Consider the following 23,768-nt stretch of genomic DNA (forward strand, 5'->3'; position numbering starts at 1 on the left):
TCCATAGTAAAAAGCTTTCCATATAAATTTGGAACAATAGATTGGACTAAGTTTATCTAGGGGTGAGTCGATTTGAATAAGGTATTGTGTAGCCTTTTTGTAATTGTATACCGCCCATTTAGCAGCTTCTACACCACGGCCATTAGGCCTTTTGAATTGTAAATTTATATATATTAATACAGGATTATTTAAATTAAAAGCGAATCGACAACAGGCAGGACGAGGTGGGGATTCTTCCACGTAACAGAAGTCATATCTATGAGTTCATTTCTAACCTGGCTCAGGATCAAATAGGCAATAGTCTCTATGCGTAGGGTGTGATCTGAGGCATCCATGTTCTATGAAACACTAATCTCTCTCCTACTTAACTTCTTAAATGCCGAGTATCCCTGACTAGAATTTATATAACTTAATATCTTTTCCGCACATGCAGCTGAGCTTAGCTCTTCCGTATTCACTTCCAGATCATATTCATCATAGGAGTATATATAGTCAAACTGAGAATGGGCGAGTCCAATCGCGCGATCTCCTCTGCTCTGCTCTCTTCTGGTGAGTTCTTCTTTCGAGCAGTGTACACCTACAAACAATATCGGATAATCCGAAAGCAAATCATAAAAACCGTTAAACCACTTGTCATTGCTGATGACCGTATCCACGATGACATTCAAACCCATCTCCGAAAACAGTTTAATCGTTGCGTAGTATAACGAGGCAATCGGGTCAAAAAGGATATCTGTCATCACATGGGGTTCCACTTCTCTTGTTGGTTTCATATCTGGATATGTAGTATCAATGAAATGATCATAATTATGGAGAAATTGATCTACAGATAGATGATGAAATGGTATCTCTCCCTGATTTTTCAATTCCACCGCGATGCTCGTCTTCCCCGAGCTTGACGTTCCGTTCAAAAATATAATGAGTCCTCGTTCCACATTAATCACCCTTATCATTAAAATTGGCAGTACCTTTCAGATCACATTGTTGTTTTGCTAAGTCTAAGCTGGCCTGTAAATCACTGAATTGTGCTAATACCATGGTGTTCTAACTGACAATGAATATCCTCCCTATTGCTTCGTATCCTTTTTAGAAGTTCGGTCAAAACAATTGTAGTGGTTATTAACGTCTGCCGATAAATAGCTTATTTTGAGTCCAATGAAGATTATAGCCATAACGGTATAGCTCAAAGAAAGGATACAGGCAGTCATCCGCCTCCTGTAAACCTTGATAGCGGGGCCATTGTAAATAATAGGATACCCAATAATCGCAAGCGATGGAATAGTACGCTTCGTTCAATAGCTCGATATTTTCGCTGTAATCGCTACGTGAACGGATGAGCTCTCCGAGCGCTTCGTAAACGACCTCGCTATCTTCTTCATCCGTGCCTTGAATCAGTCTTTGCTCTAACTTGCCAATTTCACCCGGCGGCAATACAACGGCCTCCTTTACACATGCCAAAGCCCGGAATGCTTCCTTCGCTGAGTCCGCCTCTACATCTTTCTCGGGCACTATGGAGAACAGGCTCTTCAATCTTTTAATTAGCTCCTCCCCCAGACCACGCAACGTTCCTTCGGAAGCATCCTCATTTCCACCGTTGAAATAACCTGGCACATATTCGCCAGCGAAGTCCTCTGGATTCAACATCTCATAGATCGGACGTATTCTATCCCAAAAACGTTGGCCGTCCGGAATCGGCTCAAACACACGTTCAACACCTGTTCCAGATGGCATGAACCCTTGAAAAAAGCCGTAGAGATGATCTGCTTCGACCTCCATATCATCATCTGGTTCTATTTCTTCTCCGCTCAGTGCTAACAAATAGCGCCCATACTCCTGCTGATCCATTTGTACCATTCCCTCTCTCTGTTCAACCAAGTTACCACTCTCTCCATTCTTCCGTAATCTTGATCCTCATCTGCTCTAGCCCCAATGGTTCCTCTCTGAACAATGAAAACTAAATCTAACGGAGCGAAGATAAGATAATGTCTGTATTCAAAAAGAAATATGTACGAATCTCCGTATTGTTCATATTATTGATCTCTGTTGGAACAAACGTATATTGGAGAAGAAGTACCATTTGAATTAAGGTTTTCATCACAATCTTAACTGTTGGTTTAGACTATCCCTATAGCGGTCAAATAGCGACGATTGATAAAACCAAACGCCCCATCTCCTCCTTACAATCTATTGCGTTTGTTTATCAAGGCTTACGTTAAATGATGAAACTATCGATTTTTGTCTAAAATCATTCGGTATCACTATAGTCTCCGCCGTTAGATTTATAGAATCAGGCAGATCAATTTGATTTATATTCTCATTACCAATTAGGTAATAATGCTTTTCGTCTAGTTCTATCAATCCTCCACCTGTTGAGCCAGAAGTTGAAATTAAATTCCCGTCATTATAAAGCTTACAAGAAATATTATACTCCTTCAAACTGAACCCTTTCACTTCATACCCAACCTTTATTTGACTTTCCGTGTAATCAGCATTTCGTAAATTAATCGTACCACCATCAACCATTTTGGTCTGAATTTCAGTATTTGCTTCGGGCATCTCTGGTTGTTTTAATAAATAACCCACTTTAAAATACCATATAGCACTAAATACTACGACAACAAGTATAATGATAGCAATAATAGACTTCTTTTCTTTTTATTCACAATTCTTACTCCTTACATCTACAGTCTACCTAAATTTCCTTTCCAAACCTGTGTTTCAATTAGTACTTACCCTGCGCGATCAACATCTGAAAACGGCCTTGGATTCAACCATCCAATCATAGACCTCGTCAACCGTTCTCCATCCGATATTTGTGGTTTTGTCTCCTGTTTCCAAAAGTCCCCTTTCCACTTTGCAAATTAGCGAATGCTGGGCTGCCCGACTGCATCAACTTCTCCTGAATTAATGCTACCTATTCTAGTTTCTAGGTTTTAATATGTATTTATTGTCTCTTGCCCGCTCATTTATTTCTTTAAGCAAGTTCTCTTTATAAATTGAAGTACTATATGGAATTTCTCTATGGTTTTCATCTGGATTGATATTCTCTGGATAGATAATAAAGTTGGTTAAATCCATCTTCTTAATGATGAAATAGTTCCCCTCGAACTCCCCGTTACGAATGTGAACGGAGTCAATGAAATCAAATATAGCTTCATAAAGTTCTTGTGATGAGATCTCATCTTCTAAAAAAAGTTTGATGACTTCCTGGCTATTAATCAATCTTTCTCACTTCCTTTATTGTTTTTTCAGGATTTCAAGAGTTTCACATAACGTGCTTGTATTCACGACGTCCGACGTAGTCAGATGAGTCCGGCAAGCTCCTGCCTCTTCGAAATCCATCTGTCGGGCCGAGGGCCGCTAGGTCTGAAGCGTGAATATATTGTTATCTGATGGCTCAACTTCTTGAATCGCTAACATATACCTTTTCGATTTTTTATTTTTTTTTATTCGTGATTGTTTTTATTTCTTTCGTCAAATTTTTTGTTTCTTAACTTCACTTCATTTATGTAGTTTTGAATAAAATTTGTTTTACTAATCAAATAAACAATGCCACTCAGAATACATATAGCTCCGATCCAATAATTGAGCTCAAAGTTCACATGATAATTATCTGGAGTATAAGACCCGGCTGCTGCGGACTGATATGCTGCAAATCCCAGCTTTGGAATCACTTCTTCAATTATCTTTGAGATAGTAATAATACAAATTCCCAAAATAATAAATATGAAAGAAAAGATGACTGGAAATTGTTTCATGTTAATCAACCTCCTTATGTTTTTTCACTCTTGGGGATTTCAGATAACATCTTTTCTACGAATTCACCCATTTCCTGCGTAGGAGCAAATATACGAATTCGTTTAATGTTCCCATATATATTATTAGACGAAGAGAGGGCTAATCCTCCATCTCCGACATGTTGCTTCTTATGAGTCGGTCCAGAAAGTAATAAACTAACGTTCCATCTGCCCGCGAGCCTCATTATTATGCAGAATGCATTAGTACGCAAAAAGGCAGCTTCTGTTTTACACATCGCTGCCTATTTGCTTATTAACTTTTTTTTCAACGGACCTATCAATCGTTATCTACAAATTCCCTTACGTTTACTCAATTCAGCATCCCATCTTTGCCTTGGTCCGTCCTAATCCCTGGGGTTCCGCATCGCTGGAGCTTCATTCATACAAATGATGTTCAACCTTTTATACCGCTAAATGTAATGCCGCTAATAAACGTCTTTTGAAGAAAAAAGAACAAAACAATAATAGGTAATGTCATCAAGGTGGATACGGCCATTAATAGACCCCATTCGGATCCCTTTTGACTCTGAAATTGCTGCAATCCGAGCGAAACCGTGTAAGATGGTTCATTGGTTAAATAGAGCAAGGGGCCCATGAAATCAGTCCAGCTCCCCATAAATTGAAACAATGCCACGGCTAAAACGGCGGATTTGGCTAGTGGAAACATGATCTGTAAATATATGCGGAACTCACTAGCGCCATCTAAGCGAGCCGCTTCGCGCAGGGCATCAGGCAGTCCCATGAAAAACTGTCTCAACAGAAAAATGTAAATGGGCACTCCAAAAAATTGGGGTACAATCAGTGGAAGAGATGTTCCTACCCAACCTAATTTAGTAAACAACAGGAATAGAGGAATCATCGTCACCTGTCCGGGAATCATCATAACAGCGAGGGTAACAAAGAAAAGTATACCTCTCCCACGGTACTCTAACTTGGCAAAACTATATGCAACCAAGGGACAGGATATGATCACACCCAGCGTACTAACGATTGTTATAATCGCCGTGTTTTTCAGATATGTCCAGAAAGGGATATACTCAACGGCACGGGAATAATTACTCCACAGAATTGGATGCGGAATCCACTCTGGTGGGAATGTAAAGATTTGTGTGAGTGGTTTAAGAGAAGTCGAAAGCAGCCAAATGAACGGAATCATGAAAAATGCAGAAGCAACAATTAGACATAAATAGGCTAACACACGATTGATTCTTTTGATAGCGATAGGACTCATCCCTTACTTCCTCCTCCTTATTTCCCTTGATAATGAACCCAGCGTTTAGAAGTAATAAAAATAATTCCGGTTAATGCCATAACGATAATAAATAAGATCCAAGCCATTGCGGAGGCATAACCCATTTTGAAATACCTGAATCCGTTCTCATATAAATACATGACGTAAAAAGTCATGGAATTTGCAGGAGTTCCTTGCCCTTTGGTCAACGTATAAGGAAGAGTAAACTGTTGGAATGCACCGATCATTCCCATGACAAGGTTGTAGAAAATAACGGGAGTGAGCAAAGGCAGGGTTACCTTTCTCGTTTTCTGAAACCAGTTAGCTCCATCGATTTGCGCCGCTTCATAGTACTCATCAGGGATGTCTCCTAATCCAGCAAGGTAGATAACGACAGCTTGCCCAATACCCCAAAGCGACATCAGAATGAGAGAGGGCTTGGACCATGACTCACCACCAAGCCAAGAAGGCCCATCTATACCGATATGCGCTAGCATCCCATTAACCAATCCGAAGTTTGGATGTAACAGCCACATCCACAGAACAGCCAGAGCCACTTGTGGCACGAGAGTAGGTAAGAAAAAGATCGTTCTGAATACAGCCATACCCTTGACCTTCATATTCAACATCATCGCGAGTGCCACACCGAAAAATATACTTAATGGAACAAAAAATACGGTAAAATAAATCGTGTTGTATATGGATTTCCAAAACAGAGGATCATGGAAAAGCTCTTTATAATTATTCATTCCGACAAATTCACCAGGCTGCAGAATGCTGTAAGTTGTGAAGCTGAAGTAGATGGACATTAGCATCGGAATTGCATAAAAGCATAGCAGCCCTATAGCCCAAGGTGAAGCAAACAGCCACCCAATCACGTTAGTTCTGTGGAGTGCTCTTTTTCTTGCCGATGGAATTGCGTTTACTTGAACTGAATCGGCTAGTTTCGCCATGTGCATTCTCCTTCCAATTGTCATTCACTAATAGGCAAGGAGAGAGTTCGCTCCCTGCCTACCGAGCACCCTATTTGTCGTATTTTTCTAAAGCCTTATTAACAGTCTCTGTTACTCTATCCAGGTTCTCTTTCGGAGTACCGTTACCACGGGTAGCCTTTTCCGTTGCGGAAGCTAACTCATTCCACAGCAGTTGTCCTTCAGGAATAACCGGGCGGTTATGTGAATTGGGTAAAATATTGATAAATTCTTTCATAATCGGATCGTCCTTGTAACCATATTTGTCGTTAACCGAATCGATAACGGAAATTTGAGAGTCAGCGTTTAATAACGTTTGCCCATCTTCTTCCCCTAAGAATTCGAGGAATTTCCAAGCAGCAGCGACGTTCTTGGCACCTTTAGGAATAATAGCGGAGCCGCCTCCCGACCAAGTCGTAAAATCCGCTCCTGTTGGAGTCGGTATCGGTGCAACGCCGTAATTTAGATCCGGCTTAAATTTTTCGATACCCTTCACCGTAAAGTTTCCACTTATCTTCATGCTGACTTGACCGGAAATGAACGGATCCATTTCCTCCGTGCCAGCTGCGCTTGTGAATCCGGCAATATCCTCGACATTGTATTTTTTGCCGAAGTCGGTCATCCATTGTAGCGCTTCAACGACTTTAGGATCATTTGCAGTAATTTTGCCGGTGGCAGCGTCCTGGAATTCTCCTCCAAATGCCCATCCCCAAGTATACAGCCAGCCCTGCGAATACCATGGAATGAACCCGATGCGTTTGAAACGTTTACCTTCCTTGATGGTTAACTTCTCGGCGGCTGCTTCAAGCTCGGCGATCGTTTGTGGTGGTTTGTTGGGATCCAGCCCTACTTCGTTGAAATGATCCTTATTGTAAAATAGCAGTCGAGAGTCCGTATCCATCGGCATTGCATAAAGCTTTCCTTGATAACTGGACTCCTCCCAAGCAAATGGATAATACATTTCCTTACGAATGCCGGATTCTGCTGCCATCGAGGATAAGTCAGTCAGAGAACCTTGCGCAGCCCAAGTACCGACCTTAAACCGGTCGAAAAGTGCAACGTCAGGAGGATTGCCGCCTGCGACTGCAGTCAGCAGCTTCTGATCGGATCCCTCGCTGGATTCTGTATAAACTAATTTCATTTTGATGGTAGGGTTTTTCTCCTCAAATGCCTTTACAACTTTATTCAAATTATCTAAATCAATTGAGGTAAGACCATGCCACATCGTAACCGTAGTTTTCCCCTCTCCGGCCTGATCGCCTGAGCCTTCCTTCGTTGAGCAAGCGGTTAGAAGTAGTAACATAGCCAGAAAGTAAGCAAGAATTGGAAACGCAAATTTTTTGGATCTCCCCATTCAAAGTCCCCCTTAAGTTAAATGAATTAGTTTAACTTGAATTCCTATAGAATCCACTTCATTTTCTGATAAATCCACAATTTATGTAAGCGCTAACAAGATTGATGATATGAACTATCAAAAACAGAAAATGATGAACGAAGTGAATTGATTATAGAAACCCACTAGTTATACTAAGTATATTAATATGACATTATGAAGCGTGTCAATTGCAATATTACGACATAAATGTTCATGTCTGTATGGCTATAATTAGATATAAATAGATGCTTCGAAGTTTATATTTCTGATATTAAAAAAAGTGCCGATAAGCCCCTGGGGACTTCTCGACACTTTGAACAATATCCTTGCTTTTGTTGAGCTGCACTTGTATTAACCGTACCTGTTAATTTTTCACGACCATACGATGTTCAATAATGTTCAGCTCGGGAACTGCTGTTCCATGCAACTGAGAGATTAGCATATCCACTGCCAATTCACCCATCTGCTTCTCATCCTGCTTAATATGAGTGAAGATGGGCTGACCCAGGTGATCATTCAGGGAGTCGAAACAAACAATTTCGAATTCCTCCAGAGATTTCCCCATCGAGTTGATGACCTGAGCCAGCATGGTAGCTATTAGAAATTCCGACGCGACAAACGCCTTTACATCAGGGTGTTGTTTCAAAAAATGCTTTACTGTTTCTTTATCACTTTCAATCGCTGTTCCGTTTATATTCATGGGAAGGGTGCCCTTCAAGTTCGTCAATACATAATCTTTGTTCAAGTTCATTCCTTCTTGGGTGAAGGCCAACGTATATCCGAGCAGCCTTTCCTCCAATGTTGAAGTGTTCTCTTCCGGCGGAGATAAAAAGGCAATTTTTTTATGACCTTTGCTAATCAGATGACGCGTAAGATCCATGGCTGCTTTCTTATTGTCTGTGTATACCGAACAAACCGGAATTCCTTTTAGATATCTATCGACCAAAACAATTGGAAACCGATCTAATACAAGTCGAAGCAGCTCCGAATTATAGTGTTGACCATGAATGGGGGTCACGATTAATCCTTTGATGCCCAAACCAATAAATAAGTCGATCGCGCGTTTTTCCTCATCCCGATCCCCGCAAGTTCGCTTGATAATGAGTTGATAATTATGCTCAGCACTCCGCTTTTCCATCGATCTAAGAAGTTGTAGGCCAAACTCGTCAGAAAAATTGGGTATAATAAACCCGATTAACCGCTTGTCATCCTCAGGAACCAAGGTCGTTCTTACCTCTGAATATTGCTTCGGTTCTTGTCCTCCAATTATACCATCGGCCACAAATGAACCTTTTCCTTGCATTCGTTTGATAACCCCAGAATCTGCCAATTTCTCCAGAGCCTTTTTAGATGTAATACGACTGACGCCAAATTTTTCAGCCAACTCTTTTTCAGAAGAGACTCGGTCTCCTTCTTTTAATCGACCTTCTTTAATCTCTTGTACAATATAGATATATATCTGCTCGTATAAATGCAATTCCACAAAACCACCCTGACATCATAATATTAGTATACTAAGTATATTACACAAGAAGTAATTCGCAAAGTTACTCAGATTACCGACGAACTTCTGTGGCATGGAGTTTTCCAAGTCTACTGTGTCAGCGGAATGGATCTCATTACTTGTGTTACCTGAAGAAACAAACACGCAATCACAATGTTCTCGATCATTACTAATATCTCCAAACAAAATTTTATGTATTTGGTCTTTTGATAAAATACCCACTTCTAATTCAGAAAGATACATTTTAGAATCCCCTTTCAGAATTATGTGGAACATCTAGCAACAGGACGTTGCGGTTAAATCACTTACAAGTCTTTGGAGCCGATCTGTCGTATAACGTTCTTGTATTCACGACGTAGATCCCCCTTAGATAGCTCTTATCTTAGGGGGATCGATGTGTCTGCCTGTTTAATCCTCTTTAGAAATGCTTCTGACAGACCCAGGGCCGAATGGCCCGCAGCAGTAATATGGTGTTAATGCCCTCTTGAATTATTCAAAAAATACACTTGGATATTTCAATTCGCCTTTAATATTCAATAATTCATCTTCTTTCAATTCACATACCATGAAAACTTCATCTGAAACTTCAAACTGATTTAATTCCAAACCATATTGTCGAGCTGATTTGAATCCAAATTTGGGATAGTATGATGGATGTCCTATTAGTAATACAATATAATAACCAAGTTCTTTACATCTCGTTATTCCTTCATGAATTAATTGTTTACCTATACCTTGTCTTTGATAATCAGGTCTGACGGCAATAGGTGCTAAAACAATTACCTCATGTCGTTTCTCACCTTCAATAATTTCGGCTTTGCTCATCAATAAATGTCCTACTACTTTTCCATGTTCTTCAGCAACAATCGAAAGTTGCGGAACAAAATTACGTGTTGCTCTTATTCGTTCAACTAATCTTGCTTCATCTTCTCGATTTCCAAAAGCAATGAAATTGACATTGTAGACTTGAAGATAATCACTTATATTTTCAGTTCGAATAGTTATAGACATCGTGCACCCCTATCTTTGTTCTTAAAGTCGGTTACGCTCTGCATTAATTTTGTCTAACGTCTTATTCACGTATTTCGTAAAATACTCCATATGTGGAGTATTCGCGAAATTATTGAGCTATCCTGCCCGTTAGCCGAGAAGGCTCCCGACAAAAGTTGATCGGTATCCTTCTCATGATGGTTATTTAGCTGACGTCTTTCGGAGACTTTAGAACGACTTTCTTTACATTACGCCGCCAAGCTCCCAAACGAACAAAAAGCCGTCCCTCAAAATATATTCATACCTTGAGGGGCAGCTTATCGATACACTGCTGATTATTTAGATAGCTCTTCCTTCACCATAAGCTGACGGGCATATTCATTCAGATCGATAGACTCGCCCCCGTTCAGCCGTGACTTTTCAGCTGCGAATGCGATCAGATGGCTCCGGACGGAAGCCGCAGCCGATGTCAGGCTCTCCTGGCCGTTATAGTGACGCACCTCATCCAGAAAATTCCTCACAATGCCGCTGTCTCCCCCACCATGACCACTGGCTTGAGAAGGGATTGTGATTTCTGTTTTTTGATGTGTCAAAAAGTCGTACACGGTGATTTGATCTTCCTCACCACGAAGTTCTCCTTTAGTCCCCATGATCTGGATTCTACGTTCCTGCTCAAATGTAAAGCCACACATACTGAACATGGCCGTAGCTCCACCTTCAAATTCCATATTCACGACCTGATGATCTACCACATTATTGTCACTCCGGTATACACACCGGCCGTAATCGGTATCACGCAAGCCCTGTATGATATTCGGTTTCGTCAGCTCCTGGGTAAAATGTCCTGCCCAACCCCTGAACTGGTCACTCAAATAAAATCTTGGTGCAGAATACGCGCAGGCTGGTTCTACAGCACAATCCAAGCATCGGTCAGCGGAACCTTCCGGTGCATTGCCTTCATGAAAATGTTTAAGAGAGCCGAACGAACTGACCTTGAGGCAAGGTTGATCCACGAGCCAGGATAACACGTCCATATCATGGCATGACTTGGACAGGATCATCGGGCTGGATGTGTTGGAATTGTTCCAATTTCCTCGCACGAAGCTGTGAGCAATATGCCAGTAACCCACATTCTCATTCAACTGAATGGAGACAATTTCTCCGATACGTCCTTCTTGTATCACCTTCTTGATTGTATTCCAGAACGGTGTGTACCGCAGCACATGGCAGATCGTCAGCAGCCGGTCATTATCTCTGGCCGCTTGTTCCATCTCAAGACATTCCTTTGGATCTGGTGACATCGGCTTCTCCAGCATAACATGATACTTCTTATCCAAAGCCTGCATGGTCGGGCCATAATGCATTCTGTCCTGTGTACAAATAACCGCAATATCTGCCAGCTTAGGTTCAGCCAACAAGGGCTCCCAAGACTCATAACAGCGTTCCGGCGGAATCCCGTGCTTCTCAGCAAATCTTGCTCTCCTCACTGGATCGGCTTCGGCAACTGCAATGAAGGTAAGCTCATGCGGATAATCGAGCGCATAGGGTGCATAGCCACCCGCTCCCCTCGCACCTGCTCCAATCAGGACTGCTTTCAGTTGACTCATATTTGTTCGCTCCTTTATGATCTGAAATCTACGGATGACCTTCTAATCCGCTTGGGTATAACGGTCTGCTGCTGATTGATAGATGGCTACATATCGTTCTACGCCCATCTTTTGGAGAGCTGCCACATACTGATCCCAATTGTCAAAGGATTCATTACCAGTAATGAATTTGTCACGCATTTCATCTACATACGTTTCAATATCCGTCTGGAAAGTGGTCAGATCCCGCTGTTCTTCCTGTGTGAAATTAAACGGAGGCCAAATTTGATCTTGTGGTAAGATGTGAGACTCTGCTTTTTTCGCATTTTCAACCGAAGTTGGCAGACCTTCAGCACCCTTGAAGTATTTCTGCTTCACAAAACCAGGGTAGTATCCACCCGGCCAAATCAGGTATTGCCCTACCGCCTGGTCCAGATTAAGGCCATCCGGGTTGTTTTTGATATTGTCGACATAGTCTACATTACCGTCTGCGTCTTCTTTATATGTCTCATCTTTCCAGCCCATGAAGAACGTTTTGATGCCCTCATCGCTGTAGAAATAATCCATCCAGCGGATCATGGCCTCTGGATTTTGGGCTTTATCTGTCAGTACGAACATTCCGATATTACCGAGTGGAGAACCATAGGCGTTGTATGTCTGATCGCCATGAGGACCCTTCAGTACTGGCATGCCAACATAACCTTGCTGATTGTATATCGCAACCGGATCGACATTATCAACGACTCCGATCAGGCCTTCCATACCTTTAGCATCCACTTCGGTACTTTTAACAGATACAATGTCCTGCTCAAGCAATCCGTCCTTGTAGAGCTTATTCACGAACTGTAACAGCTCCTTGTAATGGGGATCGGTTGGAATAAAGCGTACTTTATCCGTCTGAGGATCTGTATCAATGTTAATGTTGGAGGTTCCATGATTATTCACCCCAAATGAACCTCTCAGGTAGTTCACCACACCAGCCGTTCCCACACCGCCCCAGGCAATCTCGTCCTTCTGCCCGTTGCCGTTCGGGTCCTTTTCTTTAAATGCTTTCAACATATTATAGAAGTCATCTAATGTCTGCGGTTCCTGCAAACCTAATTTATCAAGCCACTCTTGCTTCACCCAAGGTGTTCCGTACAGAACCGATTTGAATTCCGGATCATACAAGGTTGGCAGCCCATATATGTTGCCATCCGGCATCGTAATCCCTTTGCCAATAACCGGATACTTCTCCATTAGAGCCTTAAAGTTAGGCGCATATTGGTCGATCAGATCATTTAGAGGAATGAATGCGCCCTGCTTGCCGTATTTCAGCAGATCCGATCTGGAAAACGCCGAGGCGTAGAACAGCTCGGGGTAAGCGCCACCTGCCAGCAGGAGATTGCGTTTTTCCTTCAAATTATCCTTCTGCACCGTATCCCACTGGATATGAACATTTGACATCTTCTCATACTCTTTCCAGAGTCTGAGATCGTTCCAGTCCGCATTGGCAAAAAACTTTCCGGCAAATCCGCTCACTTTAATGGTGTCATTTACGATCGGAAATCCGCTCGCATTGACTTTGTCATTGGCAGTTCCCTTATCCTTGGTACTTCCCGATGAATCAGCCGCATCCTTGGAACTGCACCCGGCCAGCATCGATACGGACATCATACAAACCAGAGCGATACTCCCCCACTTTTTGAGCGTCATTCTTATTCCTCCCTTTGTCCCATCGATATATCCATACAAGGAATTATCCTTTAATGGCACCAATCATTACGCCTTTAACAAAATATCTTTGCAGGAAAGGATAAAGCATAAGCACCGGTATGTTGGCAACGACAAGTACAGCATACTTGATGCCTTCCACTTCCCTTTGCTGCTTAATCGCAGACTCGGTTGACATTTTGACCATATCGTTCGTCTGGCCTTGAATCAGAATCTCCCGCAAAATGAGTTGAAGTGGAAATTTGTTCTTGTCTGACAGATACAACATTGCGTTAAAGAAGGCGTTCCAGTGCCCAACAGCATAGAACAGAATCGTCACCGCTATAATCGGCATCGATAATGGCAGGATAATCCGGGTTAAAGTTTGAATATTGGAGCAACCATCAATCGTCGCCGCCTCATGCAACTCATGTGGAATCGATTGCTGGAAGAATGTCCGCATAATGATGATGTTCCAGATCGAAACGGCATTCGGAATGATCATGACCCACAATGTGTTTAACATGCCAAGGTTTTTGATTAGCATATAGGTTGGAATTAATCCGCCACTGAAGAACATCGTGAAAACAAACAGGGCCATGATGGCATTGCGGCCTATAAAATCCTTTCGAGATAGCGGATATGCCGCAAGAATCGTCATGACGAGATTAATCAGCGTCCCCACTGACGTATAGATCAGTGTATTGGTATAACCTCTGAGGATATCTTTGTTCTGAAAAATCTTCTCGTAAGAATGGAGATTGATCCCCTTGGGCCATAGGAACATCTCACCACGCAGGACGGCCTGCGGATCGCTGAACGAAGCACTTAACACAAAAACAAGCGGATAGATAACAATAAGCGTAATTATAATTAACAAAAAATGGTTAACTATATTAAAAATACGATCTCCTCTAGATTCAACAAGCATACATCAGCAACCCCCTTACCATAGGCTCGTTTCACTCATACGTTTTGAGATCTGGTTAACAGTGACTAATAAGATGAAATTGATGATGGAGTTAAACAGACCAATCGCCGCCGAGAAGCTGTATTCAGCATCTTGTATCCCGCTCCGGTAGACGTAGGTAGAGATAATGTCCGAGGTTTCTAAATTCAGTGTGTTCTGCATCAGCAGGACCTTCTCGAAACCAATACCCATGATGCTTCCGATATTTAAAATGAACAAAATGATAATGGTCGGCATAATACTCGGTATATTAATATGCCATATCCGCTGCAACCGAGTTGCCCCATCCACACGCGCTGCTTCATGAAGCTGAGAGTCCACACCAGCTAATGCCGCCAAATAAATAATCGAGCTCCAGCCCATGGTCTGCCATACATCCGACATCACAAACAGCGTTTTGAACCAAGAAGGCTCAGACAAGAAATTAATGGGAGTACCGCCAAACATACCAATGAAATGATTAATGATTCCGTATCGCGGCGATAAAAACATCATCATCATGCCTACGACTACGACAGTTGATAGAAAGTGCGGCGCATAGGTAATGGTCTGAACAAACTTTTTGAATTTTTCCGCCCTTACCTCATTCATCAAGAGCGCCAAAATGATAGGGACTGGAAAACCTACCGCCAAGCTGTACAATCCAAGTCCAAGCGTATTTTTAATTAATCTCCAGAAGAAATAACTGTGAAAAAAACGTTCAAAATGTTCAAAACCGACCCAGGGGCTTCCCCAGATTCCCTTCGTTGCAATGAAATCCTTAAATGCGATTTGAATGCCATACATCGGCAAGTACTGAAAGACAATGTAATAAGCGACAACTGGCGAAATTAACAAATAAAGCTGCCAATTTCGTAAAATGGGGTTCCACTTCTGACGTCTTCTCTTCTTTTCATGTACTGCATTCATTGCAGGTTGTACAGTTGTATTGGCCATGAACATCCCCCCTGGAAATTGTCACTACAATCCTGCCTGGTAAAATGTCTTTGTGTTAAACCACCAGCGTCCTTACGCTGTTCGAAGCAGTTCCCACCTTTCTTCCTTGATTTCTAAGATTTGATTTAAAGTACTTATATGTTAGAAGTTGTTACACAAAGTGAGTGAATAGCGTTAATAGATGACTTCATTATCTAATGCAAAGGGATTTTTGGGATGTGAATTTGGATATATATTTGGATATACATTTGGTTATATTTTGGAGTGTATTTTATGTAAATTAGTAGATATCAGTTTGGGCAATAGATATATGAGTTTTAGAGGATTCTTGTTTATTTTATATAAACACTGATTTATAGGGGGATGTAAGCGTAATCAATAATTTAGTTTATGAGATAATCTTAGCTGATGACTAAATCCAAAAACAAAGAATATAAATCCAAACGTTAATTTCATACATCATAATATAGCCCATCGACAGTTGTCAAACATTTATTTGGCTTTATTTGGATCATTTTTGGCTAAAAAACAAGAAAAACCCACGCGGATGCATTCCTCGTAGGTTTTATATTAAAGTTATCTGGATTCATATGTAATATAATATCACACAACTAACTAGTCATTTGTACGATCATAAACAGAGGATTCCCTCACAATAAGGGTGCTGGGCAACAAAACTTTATGGAGAGATGAATAACGTCCTTCCAGATAATCGTTAATTAATTGTGCTGCCACTTTGCCGATTTCATATTTTGGAACTTGCACGGACGTCAGAGGTGGTGTTGTATATTGCGCCATAGAAATATTATCCATGCCCACGAAGGCTATGTCTTGAGGAATACGGCCATTTTGTTCAACAACTGCCCGCATCGCAGGAATAGCAAGCATATCACTTGCACAAAAAATTGCCGTTGGCCAATCAGACTTGGGCGTCTCGGTCAGGAGCTCCGTCAGTCTGCTGTAGCTGAGGTTCACATTCCAGTTGGTGTTGATAATCCAATGTTCATTCAGACTCAGATTTGCTTCCAGCATGGCAAATTTATAACCGACATACCTTTCTTCGCTCTCTATTTGTTCCGAATATGCGGGGCCACCAATAAACCCAATCCGGGTATGGCCTTGCTCGATCAAATGACGGACTGCTGTGCGGGCAGAATATATTCGGTCACAGTCAACGACCGGTACAGTAAGCCTTTCGTCATTGAGACTCACACCCAGTACAGTGATATTCTCTTGCTCAAGCAGCTCAAACAATTTTTCATCGTACCAGCTGATTGCGACTATACCTTGAGTACCTGTTTCCTGAAGCATCATCTTTATCCGTTCGGTGTCACTAAGTTCTTCGCAAGTGCGAACAATTGCTGGAGGCAGCCCCATTTCCGTCATTTTAACGTGAAAGCCTGTCAGTACCTGTGAAAAATACGGATGATCGTCCATCAAAACCTGTGGCACGATACAAGCTATCCGTTTGGCTGAGGTAATCTCTTTGCCAATGGATTTGGAGGATTCATCCAAATTGTATCCCAACTCAAGAGCAGCTTCCCTAATTTTTCGCTTTGTCCCTTCATTGACCGGTCGATTGGTATCATTGCTGATCGCGCGCGAAACCGTTGATATGGATACGCCTACACGTTCTGCGATATCTTTTAATTTTGGCATTTACAGCACCTCCCCTTGCTCTCTTCATTTGGAGCCAAAATTTATGTTTAGCAATGATCATATCATAATATTGTAATATTTTGGCGTCAATTAAACAAGCAGCTTTCATGACAACGAACCTTTTTAGGGCGATCCGAAATCGATCTGCCGTCGTACTACTTCATCGCATTCCTACCAAGCAGAACAAGCCCAGAGCGCTTAAGAGGAGCGTCGGAAGGCTTCTGTCTCACCTGGTAAATGGTCAGAGACCATACCTATTTGGCAGTGCGGTTCTAATGAGGATGCGAATGGCTTGCTTTGAGATTTTTTCCCGAAAGGCACCAATCTCGCTCAAGTTGATCATAGATCACGAAAATGTTTGGGCTGGAGAACCGCTCAGAGAAATTGTCGCAATTGGTTTGACAATCTGCCCGATAAAAAAGCCCCCGGTTTCCCGGAGGCTCATCGAATACTAGTTATTTTACCGCGATAACTTCAATCTCCACAAGCCCGTCCTTCGGCAACTTCGCAACCTCAACGGCGCTACGTGCCGGATAAGGCTCCGCAAAGAAAGTGGCATATACTTCATTAACAGTTTGGAAATCGCCCATGTCTTTTAGAAATACCGTCGTTTTCACTACATGCTCCATGGCATACTCTGCCGCTTCCAAAATTGCCTTCACATTAGTTAGCGATTGCTTCGTCTGCTCCGATACAGAATCCGGAAACTCTCCTGCAGCATTCATTCCAAGCTGCCCGGAAGTAATAATCATATTCCCAAATTGTACAGCCTGTGAGTAAGGACCGATAGCACTTGGAGCGTTTGAAGTTGCGATTGTTTTTCTCTCTTGTTTTGTCATAGAAATTCTCTCCCTTTATCCACGAATTAATGCGCTTTGTTTTTTTCTGTTTTTACAAGCGAGGGGTGTGATCCCCCCTCTTATAGTGATTTAGCTGCTTTTGCATCATCATATTCCTTCAGCATTTCCTGCTGCTGCTCTGGAGTCAGCTTGGTTATTCCAAAGCCTGTGAAGCCCCAGATCGTCGCGAAGATAATACCTGTCCAACATAAGATTGCCCAAGGCAAATATGAAAGGGTTGCGACGCCAAGCGTACCAGCCATATAAGCCCCTGCAGCAGTCCATGGCAGGATTGGTTCGACAATGGAAGCAGAGTCCTCAATTGTCCGGCCCAGGTTCTTCGGATGCAAACCGCGGCGGATATAAGCCTCACGTAACATTTCACCGGGCATCAAGATCGATACCTGACCATTGCTTGTTACACCGATCATTGTCAAACCTGTAGCAATTGTTGCCAGGATCAGCGAGCCCGTCGAGTGCACATACTTGAGGATCTTATCTACAATCAATTCCAGAGACTTCGTAAGCGATATTACACCAGCAAATGTAATGGCACAGAAACAAATCAACAATGTACCCATCATAGAGTTCATACCACCGCGATTCAGAAGGCGAGGAATATCCGGAATCACAGCAGCTGCATCAAAGCCTTGAATGTGAACCATAGCTACATCGAAGCCGTTAATGACGGAAGTAATTACATCATGCAGTGTAAACCCTTGAAAGATCATACCGTTCGCCAACGCTACAAAAGAGGAAATCAGCATCACCGGTATGGTAGGCTTTTTTCGAATCGATCCATACAATACGATCAGTACCGGAAGCAGTAATAGTAAATTCCAGTTGAACACTGTACTTAAAGTATCCATAATCGTAATAACCTTCTCAGGAATTGCCACATCCGAGCCACCGCTATTAAAACCAGTGATTAAGTAGACCGTTCCTGCTACGATAAAGGATGGTACCGTCGTATAGAGCACATGACCAATATGTTCATACAGGTTAACTCCAGTTGACAGCGCTGCCAAATTTGTTGTATCTGATAACGGGGAAAGCTTGTCTCCAAAATAGGCCCCTGCTACGACTGCACCTGCAACAGCAGCCAGATTCGCATCAAGGCCAGCTCCTACCCCCATAAATGCTATCCCAATTGTACCTGCCGATCCCCAAGAAGTACCTGTACATAAGGAGACAATGGAAGTGACAATGAATGCCGTAATCAGCAAAAATTGCGGATTAATAATATCAAGTCCGTAATAGATCATCATTGGTATCGTACCGCCGATCATCCAGGCACCAATCATAAAACCGACAGTAATCAGGATCAAGATAGCCGGCATGGTCTTTGCGATCTTTTGTGCGATGGAACCCATAATGTCGTCATAGTTGTATCCCAGCTTGATGGCGATGATTCCGGCAACCACTGTGGATATAATGATTAACGGCTCAGGCGGCAATTCGAATAAAACATATCCTAAACATAACAGCAAAATCATAGTAACAATCGGTAATAAAGCTAAAAACAGAGTTGGTTGCTTTACCGTCTTTTCCTTATTTGGCATAGCCATTGTAAGGTTCCCCCTATCGATGATGTAAGAAGTTATCTGTTACTTAAAGGGTAATTGCTGGCCATTCGCTCAAAAGCCTCTTGCAATAGCGCCCTGGGAGCACCGAGATTCAGGCGAATAAATCCTTCACCATCCACGCCAAAGGACGAACCAAAGCTTACGCTAACCCGGCTTTTATGTTGAATCCATTCAATTAAATCGCTTTCGTTTCTGCTAAGGGCAGTACAATCTACCCACAGAAGATAGGTTCCTTCTGCTCTCACGATTTTAAGTTCAGGCATATGCTCAGCAAAAAAATCTTCCGTGAATGATATATTGTCTTTAATATAAGTCCGAAGCTCCGTAAGCCAATCATCACACTCCGTATATGCGACATCCAAAGCAGGGATGGCAAAAAAAGTAGGATTATGAATGCCAGCTTGGCGTAACCCATGTTGAAAATGATCTCTTAACTGCTTGTTTGGGATAACAATGTTAGCGATTTCAAGACTTGCTAAGTTAAAGGTTTTACCTGGCGAAGTGCAAATAATGGAACGCTCCGCAATCTGCTCTGACAATTTCGCGATAATCGTATGCTCATGTCCTTCGTGAATAAAATCGGCATGAATGTCATCCGATACGAGCAATGCATCATAACGAATGCAGAGCTCGGCTATACGTTCCAATTCCACCTTTGTCCATACACGCCCAGTCGGATTATGTGGAGAGATTAACAGAACAATCTTGACCCCTGCACTCATTTGGCGCTCCATATCATCAAAGTCGATTTCATATCGTCCATCTCTAAGCAGCAGCGTGCTTTCCACTAGTTTTCTATGATTAATTTCAACAGCATTAGCGATAGGTTGATATGCCGGAGTATGCATCAAAATTCGGTCACCAGGTTCTGTGAATCTCTCGATTATAATCGATACGGCCTGTACAATACGCGGGCAGAACACAATCCATTCTTGAGGTACATCCCATCTGTAAGCTTTATCAAGCCAATGTTGTACGACCTTATAATACGGAGGGAACGCATCGGTATATCCGTAGATTCCGTGCCGCGCCATCTCGCTTACCTTATTCACGACTTGAGGAGGCGCTTGTATATCCATATCCGCAACAGAGAGAACGATCATATCATCCCCCAAGCTGTTCACTACCCCGTCCCACTTCGCGCTATTGGTGCCTATTCTGCTAATCACTTGATCAAAGTTATAGCTCATGATCTCACCTTCTCGTTTTCCATCTAGAATTCTGTTTATTTCAGCTTTTGTAAATAGCGATATACCGTAGGTTCAGATATTGATAAAGAAGCAGCTACCTGTGAAACGCCGCCTTTCAGTAAGAAAACTCCAAGCTCGTTTAAATCGCGGACAACTTCAATCTTCTCCTGCGATGACAAACGTTCCGGCGGAATTTTTAATTTGCCAATGACAGAAGTTATCATATGTTGCAGCAGATCATCTGCATTTCCCTGCAGGTACTCCGTTGTTTGCTTTTCTTCCTTCGACTTTTCAGCAGCAGCAGCAGGCATTACATACGGGTTAGGTCCTCCTTGTAAAATATGTTGAACCCATTCAGCCGCTACTTCCATATGAGAAACGTCAATATTCAGGCAGAGCAGGCCAACCAGCTTATTCTGATCATTCTTTATATAGTAGGTAGACGATCGGAAACTCTGACCGAATTTGCCTGATGCTTTGTAGTTGGCTATATACTGTTCCTCATGATAAGCTTCCGATTTGAGGATTCTCAAGACAAGGTCAGTGGATGCATCGCCTACTTCACGGCCGCTAATATATCCGTTCTCAATAAAAACAATAGAGTGCTCCGGATCACTGATATCATGTACGACGACTTCACATTTAGGTCCTATAATTGCCGCAATAAATGAAGCGATCGGAAAAAATCTCTCAAGATACTGCCGATTCTCAATCTCCATCACTTTGGTCTCCTTTCTCTTCTTTCAACAATGTATTTTTTATTTTTAGAATAATAAATTATTATCTTAATAAGATAGTATCACAGTTGTAAAACGCTTTCAACTTTTTTTTGTGGATGACCCTCATATAAATAAAAAAAGCCTGCACGATCACTCCTGTGATCTGTGCAAGCTTCTCACTCATTTTCTCGAACATTGAGTCGATAACACAACTGCATTACAACGCGTTATTTTTCCCAAAGCTCGATCAGTCGACCTTCAGGATCTTCAATCCAAATAAACTTTTCAAATTCACTAATCTCTTTTTGGTGCGGATGTGTCCCGGTAATTACACCTTCGACTTTTCTTCCGGGACCGAGGGGGCCCGCCCTACAAAGAGTGAACATATTGTTATAGGATGTCAGCACCTACTCTGAATAGCTTATTTCATTAACTATACGCCAAACTGTTTTAAATGATGGTCTAGATGTTTATATATGCACTTGCCCCATTCTTCAGGAGAAAGTTTACCAAAAAAAGGATGTGGTCGGGTTGTACATTTCTCAGGTCCATTATTTTGAAACGTAATTATATTTTGTATTAATGTTTCTTTTTCCACATCAAAGTCTCTTTCATCTACAATCATGATATTGGGAATTGTGGACATATTCTTTGGAAGTGGCTTATCGTTATAGACCATGGGTTTTACAAACTTTCCTATAACTAACCCAAGCCAGCTTCTTGATGAAGAAGAGTTCCCCATCGCTATTTCCTGAAAAGATGAGCAATGAGCTAACATTTGCGCGACATTCATTTTTCCCCAACGCGGTTGTGAATCTGGACGTAATTGTTTGATACGGACAATAATTTCATTTGTATGATTTTGATCAAAAATGCTATTCATTAGAACGATTCCTCCTGAAAAAAGAGTTTTCTTGCGCTGATTTCCTTTAACGTTCCTGTATTCACGACTCAGCGTATGCTGTGCGTCCGGCGTCTGCCGGACCAAGGACGAATGTACGCAGCGTGCATATTATGTTATAGGATGTCAGCCGATTCTCTGAAACACAAATCATTCTTGTACCATTCCCTTAAGTCAACTATATTTCTTTTTTAGTATTTCTATATGTTCAAGTGAGATTTCTGTGATTTTCGAAATGTCTGATGCTTCAAATCCTAGTTTTAGAGCGCTTCTTGCAATTTTCAAACTATGCTTTACTTTAGTAATCCGATCTTTAAGTAACACATCTCCAAAATCCAGATACTCATCAGCGATCTCACCGTTCAAAAAGAACTCTATATCATAGGTTCCTATATGTTCTTCTACGTAGAATATATTAATCGAGCAAAATACCACAGCTTCTGTTGTGTTAAAACTATATTTTAGGTATATGGCCCGGTCTTCAAGAGTTATTAATTCATCATATAATTTGCCCATAAAAGTATTGTGATAGTCAACTTTATTTTCATCACGCCACTTCCTATATGTCTTCCAATAATGTTCTTTCGTACGTTTCACCGCATTATACTTGCTATCCCATTCAAGTAGAATATCTTTATTCACTCAATCACTTCCCGTCGAAAGTATGTAAGGTGTAGTTGATCCTCTTTATATGTTGCTGATTTCCTATAACGTTCCTGTATTCACGACTCAGCGTATGTTGAGTGTCCGGCGCATTCTGGATCCAGGACGAATGTCCGCATCGTGAATATTATGTTATCAGATGGACTATGACCTCTTCGAAAATACTTACAAAAGTCCTTTTCCCTCTAATATTTGCTTCGAAGGCAGATCTACCGCTAGCCATGTAGAAACATCTTCTTCTATCTTTCGATTCCAAGCTGTTAAAAAATGTACTTGGCATGTCTCATGAGATTGAATTCGTGTCATAGGAACTTCAATACCTTTATCCGAATTTATAATAAAACCATACTTCTCAAAATCAGAATTCAAAGCTAGAGATTTAGGAATCCTATCGCCTTGGTTTCGTCTTGCCATTAATAAGGGGCCGTCCTGGGTTCCTAAATGTAATCGGTATTTCTCGTTCTCATACTCAATAGCTTCAAGATCTTCCCCGGTATTAGATCCGTAATCTTTCCAGCTATATCCCTCCCGCCAATAAGCAGAAAAACTACACGTATCGATCTGGTGATTTTTATTCGGTTTGATTCTAAATACGGCTCCCCAACATTCCTCTGCTGTCAGATGTGAAGCAAGATCGAGCTTCGGTTTGCAGATCACTAACTCGCAATCAAATAAATCGTAGCCATATTGGTATAATGATCCACCATGTTTAAGCCGAAAACATTGCGTTGAAAGATAAGACTTGCTGGAGACAGAAAGTAAAAATTCAATGGTCCCTAGGGGCGTAGATATCGAAGGTTGTAAAAAATCAATTTCTTGAATTAAGGCTTCTTCTCCATGAAAAAGCTTCATTCTATTCCTCCTTCATAGTCTTTCTGATAACGTTCAGGTATTCATGAACTTGCGCAGCAAGTTGTCACATGAATTCACTACCCTGACAAAAGCATTACAGTGACCAAGGCGTAGCCGCTGCGTGAATACTATGTTTATCAGAAGTGAAAACTACCTTGAATTACTTTCATTTTCTTCAATTATTTAATTCTCTTTAAGATATATGTATTAATTTGAAGGGTATCATCATTAACATAGACTGGGTGGACCGATTCAGAACTATCACCAATTATTGATATATAATTGTGTCCATCTTGATAATCCAACT

Annotated in this window: 22 protein-coding genes and 2 pseudogenes; 1 reads left to right on the forward strand and 23 read right to left on the reverse strand. The window is 41.7% G+C overall.

The window, feature by feature from the left end; all coding sequences use genetic code 11:
• Positions 1 to 338 precede the first annotated feature (338 nt).
• The 15 genes from P364_RS0130900 to P364_RS0130980 form a co-directional block, all read right to left on the reverse strand.
• Positions 339 to 935, reverse strand: a complete 597-nt coding sequence (locus P364_RS0130900; RefSeq protein ID WP_024633873.1) for a chloramphenicol phosphotransferase CPT family protein — start codon at positions 933 to 935, stop codon at positions 339 to 341.
• A gap of 184 nt (positions 936 to 1,119) precedes the next feature.
• Positions 1,120 to 1,875 carry a hypothetical protein gene (locus tag P364_RS0130910; RefSeq protein WP_236642263.1) on the reverse strand — a complete coding sequence of 252 codons (756 nt, stop codon included), beginning with the start codon at positions 1,873 to 1,875 and terminating at the stop codon, positions 1,120 to 1,122.
• 309 nt (positions 1,876 to 2,184) lie between these two features.
• Positions 2,185 to 2,583, reverse strand: coding sequence for a hypothetical protein (locus tag P364_RS0130915; protein ID WP_152532773.1), 399 nt, complete (start codon positions 2,581 to 2,583; stop codon positions 2,185 to 2,187).
• A gap of 336 nt (positions 2,584 to 2,919) precedes the next feature.
• On the reverse strand, positions 2,920 to 3,222 hold the full coding sequence (locus tag P364_RS0130920) for a hypothetical protein (RefSeq protein WP_024633876.1): 303 nt from the start codon (positions 3,220 to 3,222) through the stop codon (positions 2,920 to 2,922).
• 224 nt (positions 3,223 to 3,446) lie between these two features.
• The gene (locus P364_RS0130925; RefSeq protein WP_024633877.1) at positions 3,447 to 3,758 is read right to left on the reverse strand and encodes a hypothetical protein; all 312 of its coding nucleotides are present in this window, start codon (positions 3,756 to 3,758) and stop codon (positions 3,447 to 3,449) included.
• 433 nt (positions 3,759 to 4,191) lie between these two features.
• Positions 4,192 to 5,028, reverse strand: a complete 837-nt coding sequence (locus tag P364_RS0130930) for a carbohydrate ABC transporter permease (RefSeq protein WP_024633878.1) — start codon at positions 5,026 to 5,028, stop codon at positions 4,192 to 4,194.
• A gap of 17 nt (positions 5,029 to 5,045) precedes the next feature.
• Positions 5,046 to 5,981, reverse strand: coding sequence for a carbohydrate ABC transporter permease (locus P364_RS0130935; RefSeq protein ID WP_024633879.1), 936 nt, complete (start codon positions 5,979 to 5,981; stop codon positions 5,046 to 5,048).
• 70 nt (positions 5,982 to 6,051) lie between these two features.
• The gene (locus P364_RS0130940) at positions 6,052 to 7,353 is read right to left on the reverse strand and encodes an ABC transporter substrate-binding protein (RefSeq protein ID WP_024633880.1); all 1,302 of its coding nucleotides are present in this window, start codon (positions 7,351 to 7,353) and stop codon (positions 6,052 to 6,054) included.
• Positions 7,354 to 7,738: 385 nt separating this feature from the next.
• Positions 7,739 to 8,857, reverse strand: a complete 1,119-nt coding sequence (locus P364_RS0130945) for a GntR family transcriptional regulator (RefSeq protein WP_029881435.1) — start codon at positions 8,855 to 8,857, stop codon at positions 7,739 to 7,741.
• A 510-nt stretch (positions 8,858 to 9,367) separates the two neighbouring features.
• Positions 9,368 to 9,889: a GNAT family N-acetyltransferase gene (locus tag P364_RS0130955; protein WP_029881436.1), complete on the reverse strand. Its 522-nt coding sequence runs from the start codon at positions 9,887 to 9,889 to the stop codon at positions 9,368 to 9,370.
• A gap of 314 nt (positions 9,890 to 10,203) precedes the next feature.
• A complete protein-coding gene (locus P364_RS0130960) occupies positions 10,204 to 11,475 on the reverse strand; it encodes a Gfo/Idh/MocA family protein (RefSeq protein WP_024633884.1) in 1,272 nt (423 codons plus the stop codon).
• A gap of 42 nt (positions 11,476 to 11,517) precedes the next feature.
• Entirely contained in the window at positions 11,518 to 13,149 is a 1,632-nt protein-coding gene (locus tag P364_RS0130965; RefSeq protein WP_024633885.1) for an extracellular solute-binding protein, read from the reverse strand.
• A 43-nt stretch (positions 13,150 to 13,192) separates the two neighbouring features.
• Positions 13,193 to 14,077, reverse strand: coding sequence for a carbohydrate ABC transporter permease (locus tag P364_RS0130970; protein ID WP_024633886.1), 885 nt, complete (start codon positions 14,075 to 14,077; stop codon positions 13,193 to 13,195).
• A 15-nt stretch (positions 14,078 to 14,092) separates the two neighbouring features.
• On the reverse strand, positions 14,093 to 15,052 hold the full coding sequence (locus tag P364_RS0130975) for an ABC transporter permease (protein WP_024633887.1): 960 nt from the start codon (positions 15,050 to 15,052) through the stop codon (positions 14,093 to 14,095).
• Positions 15,053 to 15,667: 615 nt separating this feature from the next.
• Positions 15,668 to 16,711 (reverse strand): LacI family DNA-binding transcriptional regulator, encoded by a 1,044-nt coding sequence (locus tag P364_RS0130980; RefSeq protein ID WP_024633888.1) that lies wholly within the window; start codon positions 16,709 to 16,711, stop codon positions 15,668 to 15,670.
• Between the two features lie 259 nt (positions 16,712 to 16,970).
• On the opposite strand from P364_RS0130980, the pseudogene P364_RS38825 reads away from it, so the two are divergent.
• Positions 16,971 to 17,096: pseudogene (locus P364_RS38825) on the forward strand (IS30 family transposase); the annotation flags it as partial.
• A 70-nt stretch (positions 17,097 to 17,166) separates the two neighbouring features.
• Here P364_RS38825 and P364_RS0130990 read toward each other — a convergent pair.
• From P364_RS0130990 to P364_RS0131020, 8 genes and pseudogenes are all read right to left on the reverse strand, one after another.
• Positions 17,167 to 17,550: a RidA family protein gene (locus P364_RS0130990; protein WP_024633889.1), complete on the reverse strand. Its 384-nt coding sequence runs from the start codon at positions 17,548 to 17,550 to the stop codon at positions 17,167 to 17,169.
• A gap of 80 nt (positions 17,551 to 17,630) precedes the next feature.
• Entirely contained in the window at positions 17,631 to 19,118 is a 1,488-nt protein-coding gene (nhaC, locus tag P364_RS0130995; RefSeq protein WP_029881437.1) for a Na+/H+ antiporter NhaC, read from the reverse strand.
• 32 nt (positions 19,119 to 19,150) lie between these two features.
• Positions 19,151 to 20,326 (reverse strand): MalY/PatB family protein, encoded by a 1,176-nt coding sequence (locus tag P364_RS0131000; protein ID WP_024633891.1) that lies wholly within the window; start codon positions 20,324 to 20,326, stop codon positions 19,151 to 19,153.
• Between the two features lie 35 nt (positions 20,327 to 20,361).
• The gene (locus P364_RS0131005) at positions 20,362 to 21,045 is read right to left on the reverse strand and encodes a helix-turn-helix transcriptional regulator (RefSeq protein ID WP_036665514.1); all 684 of its coding nucleotides are present in this window, start codon (positions 21,043 to 21,045) and stop codon (positions 20,362 to 20,364) included.
• A gap of 227 nt (positions 21,046 to 21,272) precedes the next feature.
• Positions 21,273 to 21,353 (reverse strand): annotated as a pseudogene (locus P364_RS37085) (VOC family protein); the annotation flags it as partial.
• 125 nt (positions 21,354 to 21,478) lie between these two features.
• Positions 21,479 to 21,928, reverse strand: a complete 450-nt coding sequence (locus P364_RS0131010) for a DUF1569 domain-containing protein (RefSeq protein ID WP_024633893.1) — start codon at positions 21,926 to 21,928, stop codon at positions 21,479 to 21,481.
• 192 nt (positions 21,929 to 22,120) lie between these two features.
• The gene (locus P364_RS0131015) at positions 22,121 to 22,588 is read right to left on the reverse strand and encodes a hypothetical protein (protein ID WP_024633894.1); all 468 of its coding nucleotides are present in this window, start codon (positions 22,586 to 22,588) and stop codon (positions 22,121 to 22,123) included.
• Positions 22,589 to 22,774: 186 nt separating this feature from the next.
• Positions 22,775 to 23,461, reverse strand: a complete 687-nt coding sequence (locus P364_RS0131020; protein ID WP_024633895.1) for a hypothetical protein — start codon at positions 23,459 to 23,461, stop codon at positions 22,775 to 22,777.
• Between the last annotated feature and the right edge of the window lie 307 nt (positions 23,462 to 23,768).

The sequence above is a fragment of the Paenibacillus sp. MAEPY2 genome (genome assembly GCF_000499205.1).
GTDB lineage: Bacteria > Bacillota > Bacilli > Paenibacillales > Paenibacillaceae > Paenibacillus > Paenibacillus vandeheii.

Coding starts and splice junctions, on each gene's coding strand:
- P364_RS0130980 (WP_024633888.1), bottom strand. CDS start 16,711: ATGCCAAAATTAAAAGATATCGCAGAACGTGTAGGCGTATCCATATCA.
- P364_RS0131010 (WP_024633893.1), bottom strand. CDS start 21,928: ATGAATAGCATTTTTGATCAAAATCATACAAATGAAATTATTGTCCGT.
- nhaC (WP_029881437.1), bottom strand. CDS start 19,118: ATGGCTATGCCAAATAAGGAAAAGACGGTAAAGCAACCAACTCTGTTT.
- P364_RS0131005 (WP_036665514.1), bottom strand. CDS start 21,045: ATGGAGATTGAGAATCGGCAGTATCTTGAGAGATTTTTTCCGATCGCT.
- P364_RS0130970 (WP_024633886.1), bottom strand. CDS start 14,077: ATGCTTGTTGAATCTAGAGGAGATCGTATTTTTAATATAGTTAACCAT.
- P364_RS0130925 (WP_024633877.1), bottom strand. CDS start 3,758: ATGAAACAATTTCCAGTCATCTTTTCTTTCATATTTATTATTTTGGGA.
- P364_RS0130960 (WP_024633884.1), bottom strand. CDS start 11,475: ATGAGTCAACTGAAAGCAGTCCTGATTGGAGCAGGTGCGAGGGGAGCG.
- P364_RS0130940 (WP_024633880.1), bottom strand. CDS start 7,353: ATGGGGAGATCCAAAAAATTTGCGTTTCCAATTCTTGCTTACTTTCTG.
- P364_RS0130965 (WP_024633885.1), bottom strand. CDS start 13,149: ATGACGCTCAAAAAGTGGGGGAGTATCGCTCTGGTTTGTATGATGTCC.
- P364_RS0131000 (WP_024633891.1), bottom strand. CDS start 20,326: ATGAGCTATAACTTTGATCAAGTGATTAGCAGAATAGGCACCAATAGC.
- P364_RS0131020 (WP_024633895.1), bottom strand. CDS start 23,461: ATGAAGCTTTTTCATGGAGAAGAAGCCTTAATTCAAGAAATTGATTTT.
- P364_RS0130955 (WP_029881436.1), bottom strand. CDS start 9,889: ATGTCTATAACTATTCGAACTGAAAATATAAGTGATTATCTTCAAGTC.
- P364_RS0130975 (WP_024633887.1), bottom strand. CDS start 15,052: ATGGCCAATACAACTGTACAACCTGCAATGAATGCAGTACATGAAAAG.
- P364_RS0130930 (WP_024633878.1), bottom strand. CDS start 5,028: ATGAGTCCTATCGCTATCAAAAGAATCAATCGTGTGTTAGCCTATTTA.
- P364_RS0130935 (WP_024633879.1), bottom strand. CDS start 5,981: ATGGCGAAACTAGCCGATTCAGTTCAAGTAAACGCAATTCCATCGGCA.
- P364_RS0130990 (WP_024633889.1), bottom strand. CDS start 17,550: ATGACAAAACAAGAGAGAAAAACAATCGCAACTTCAAACGCTCCAAGT.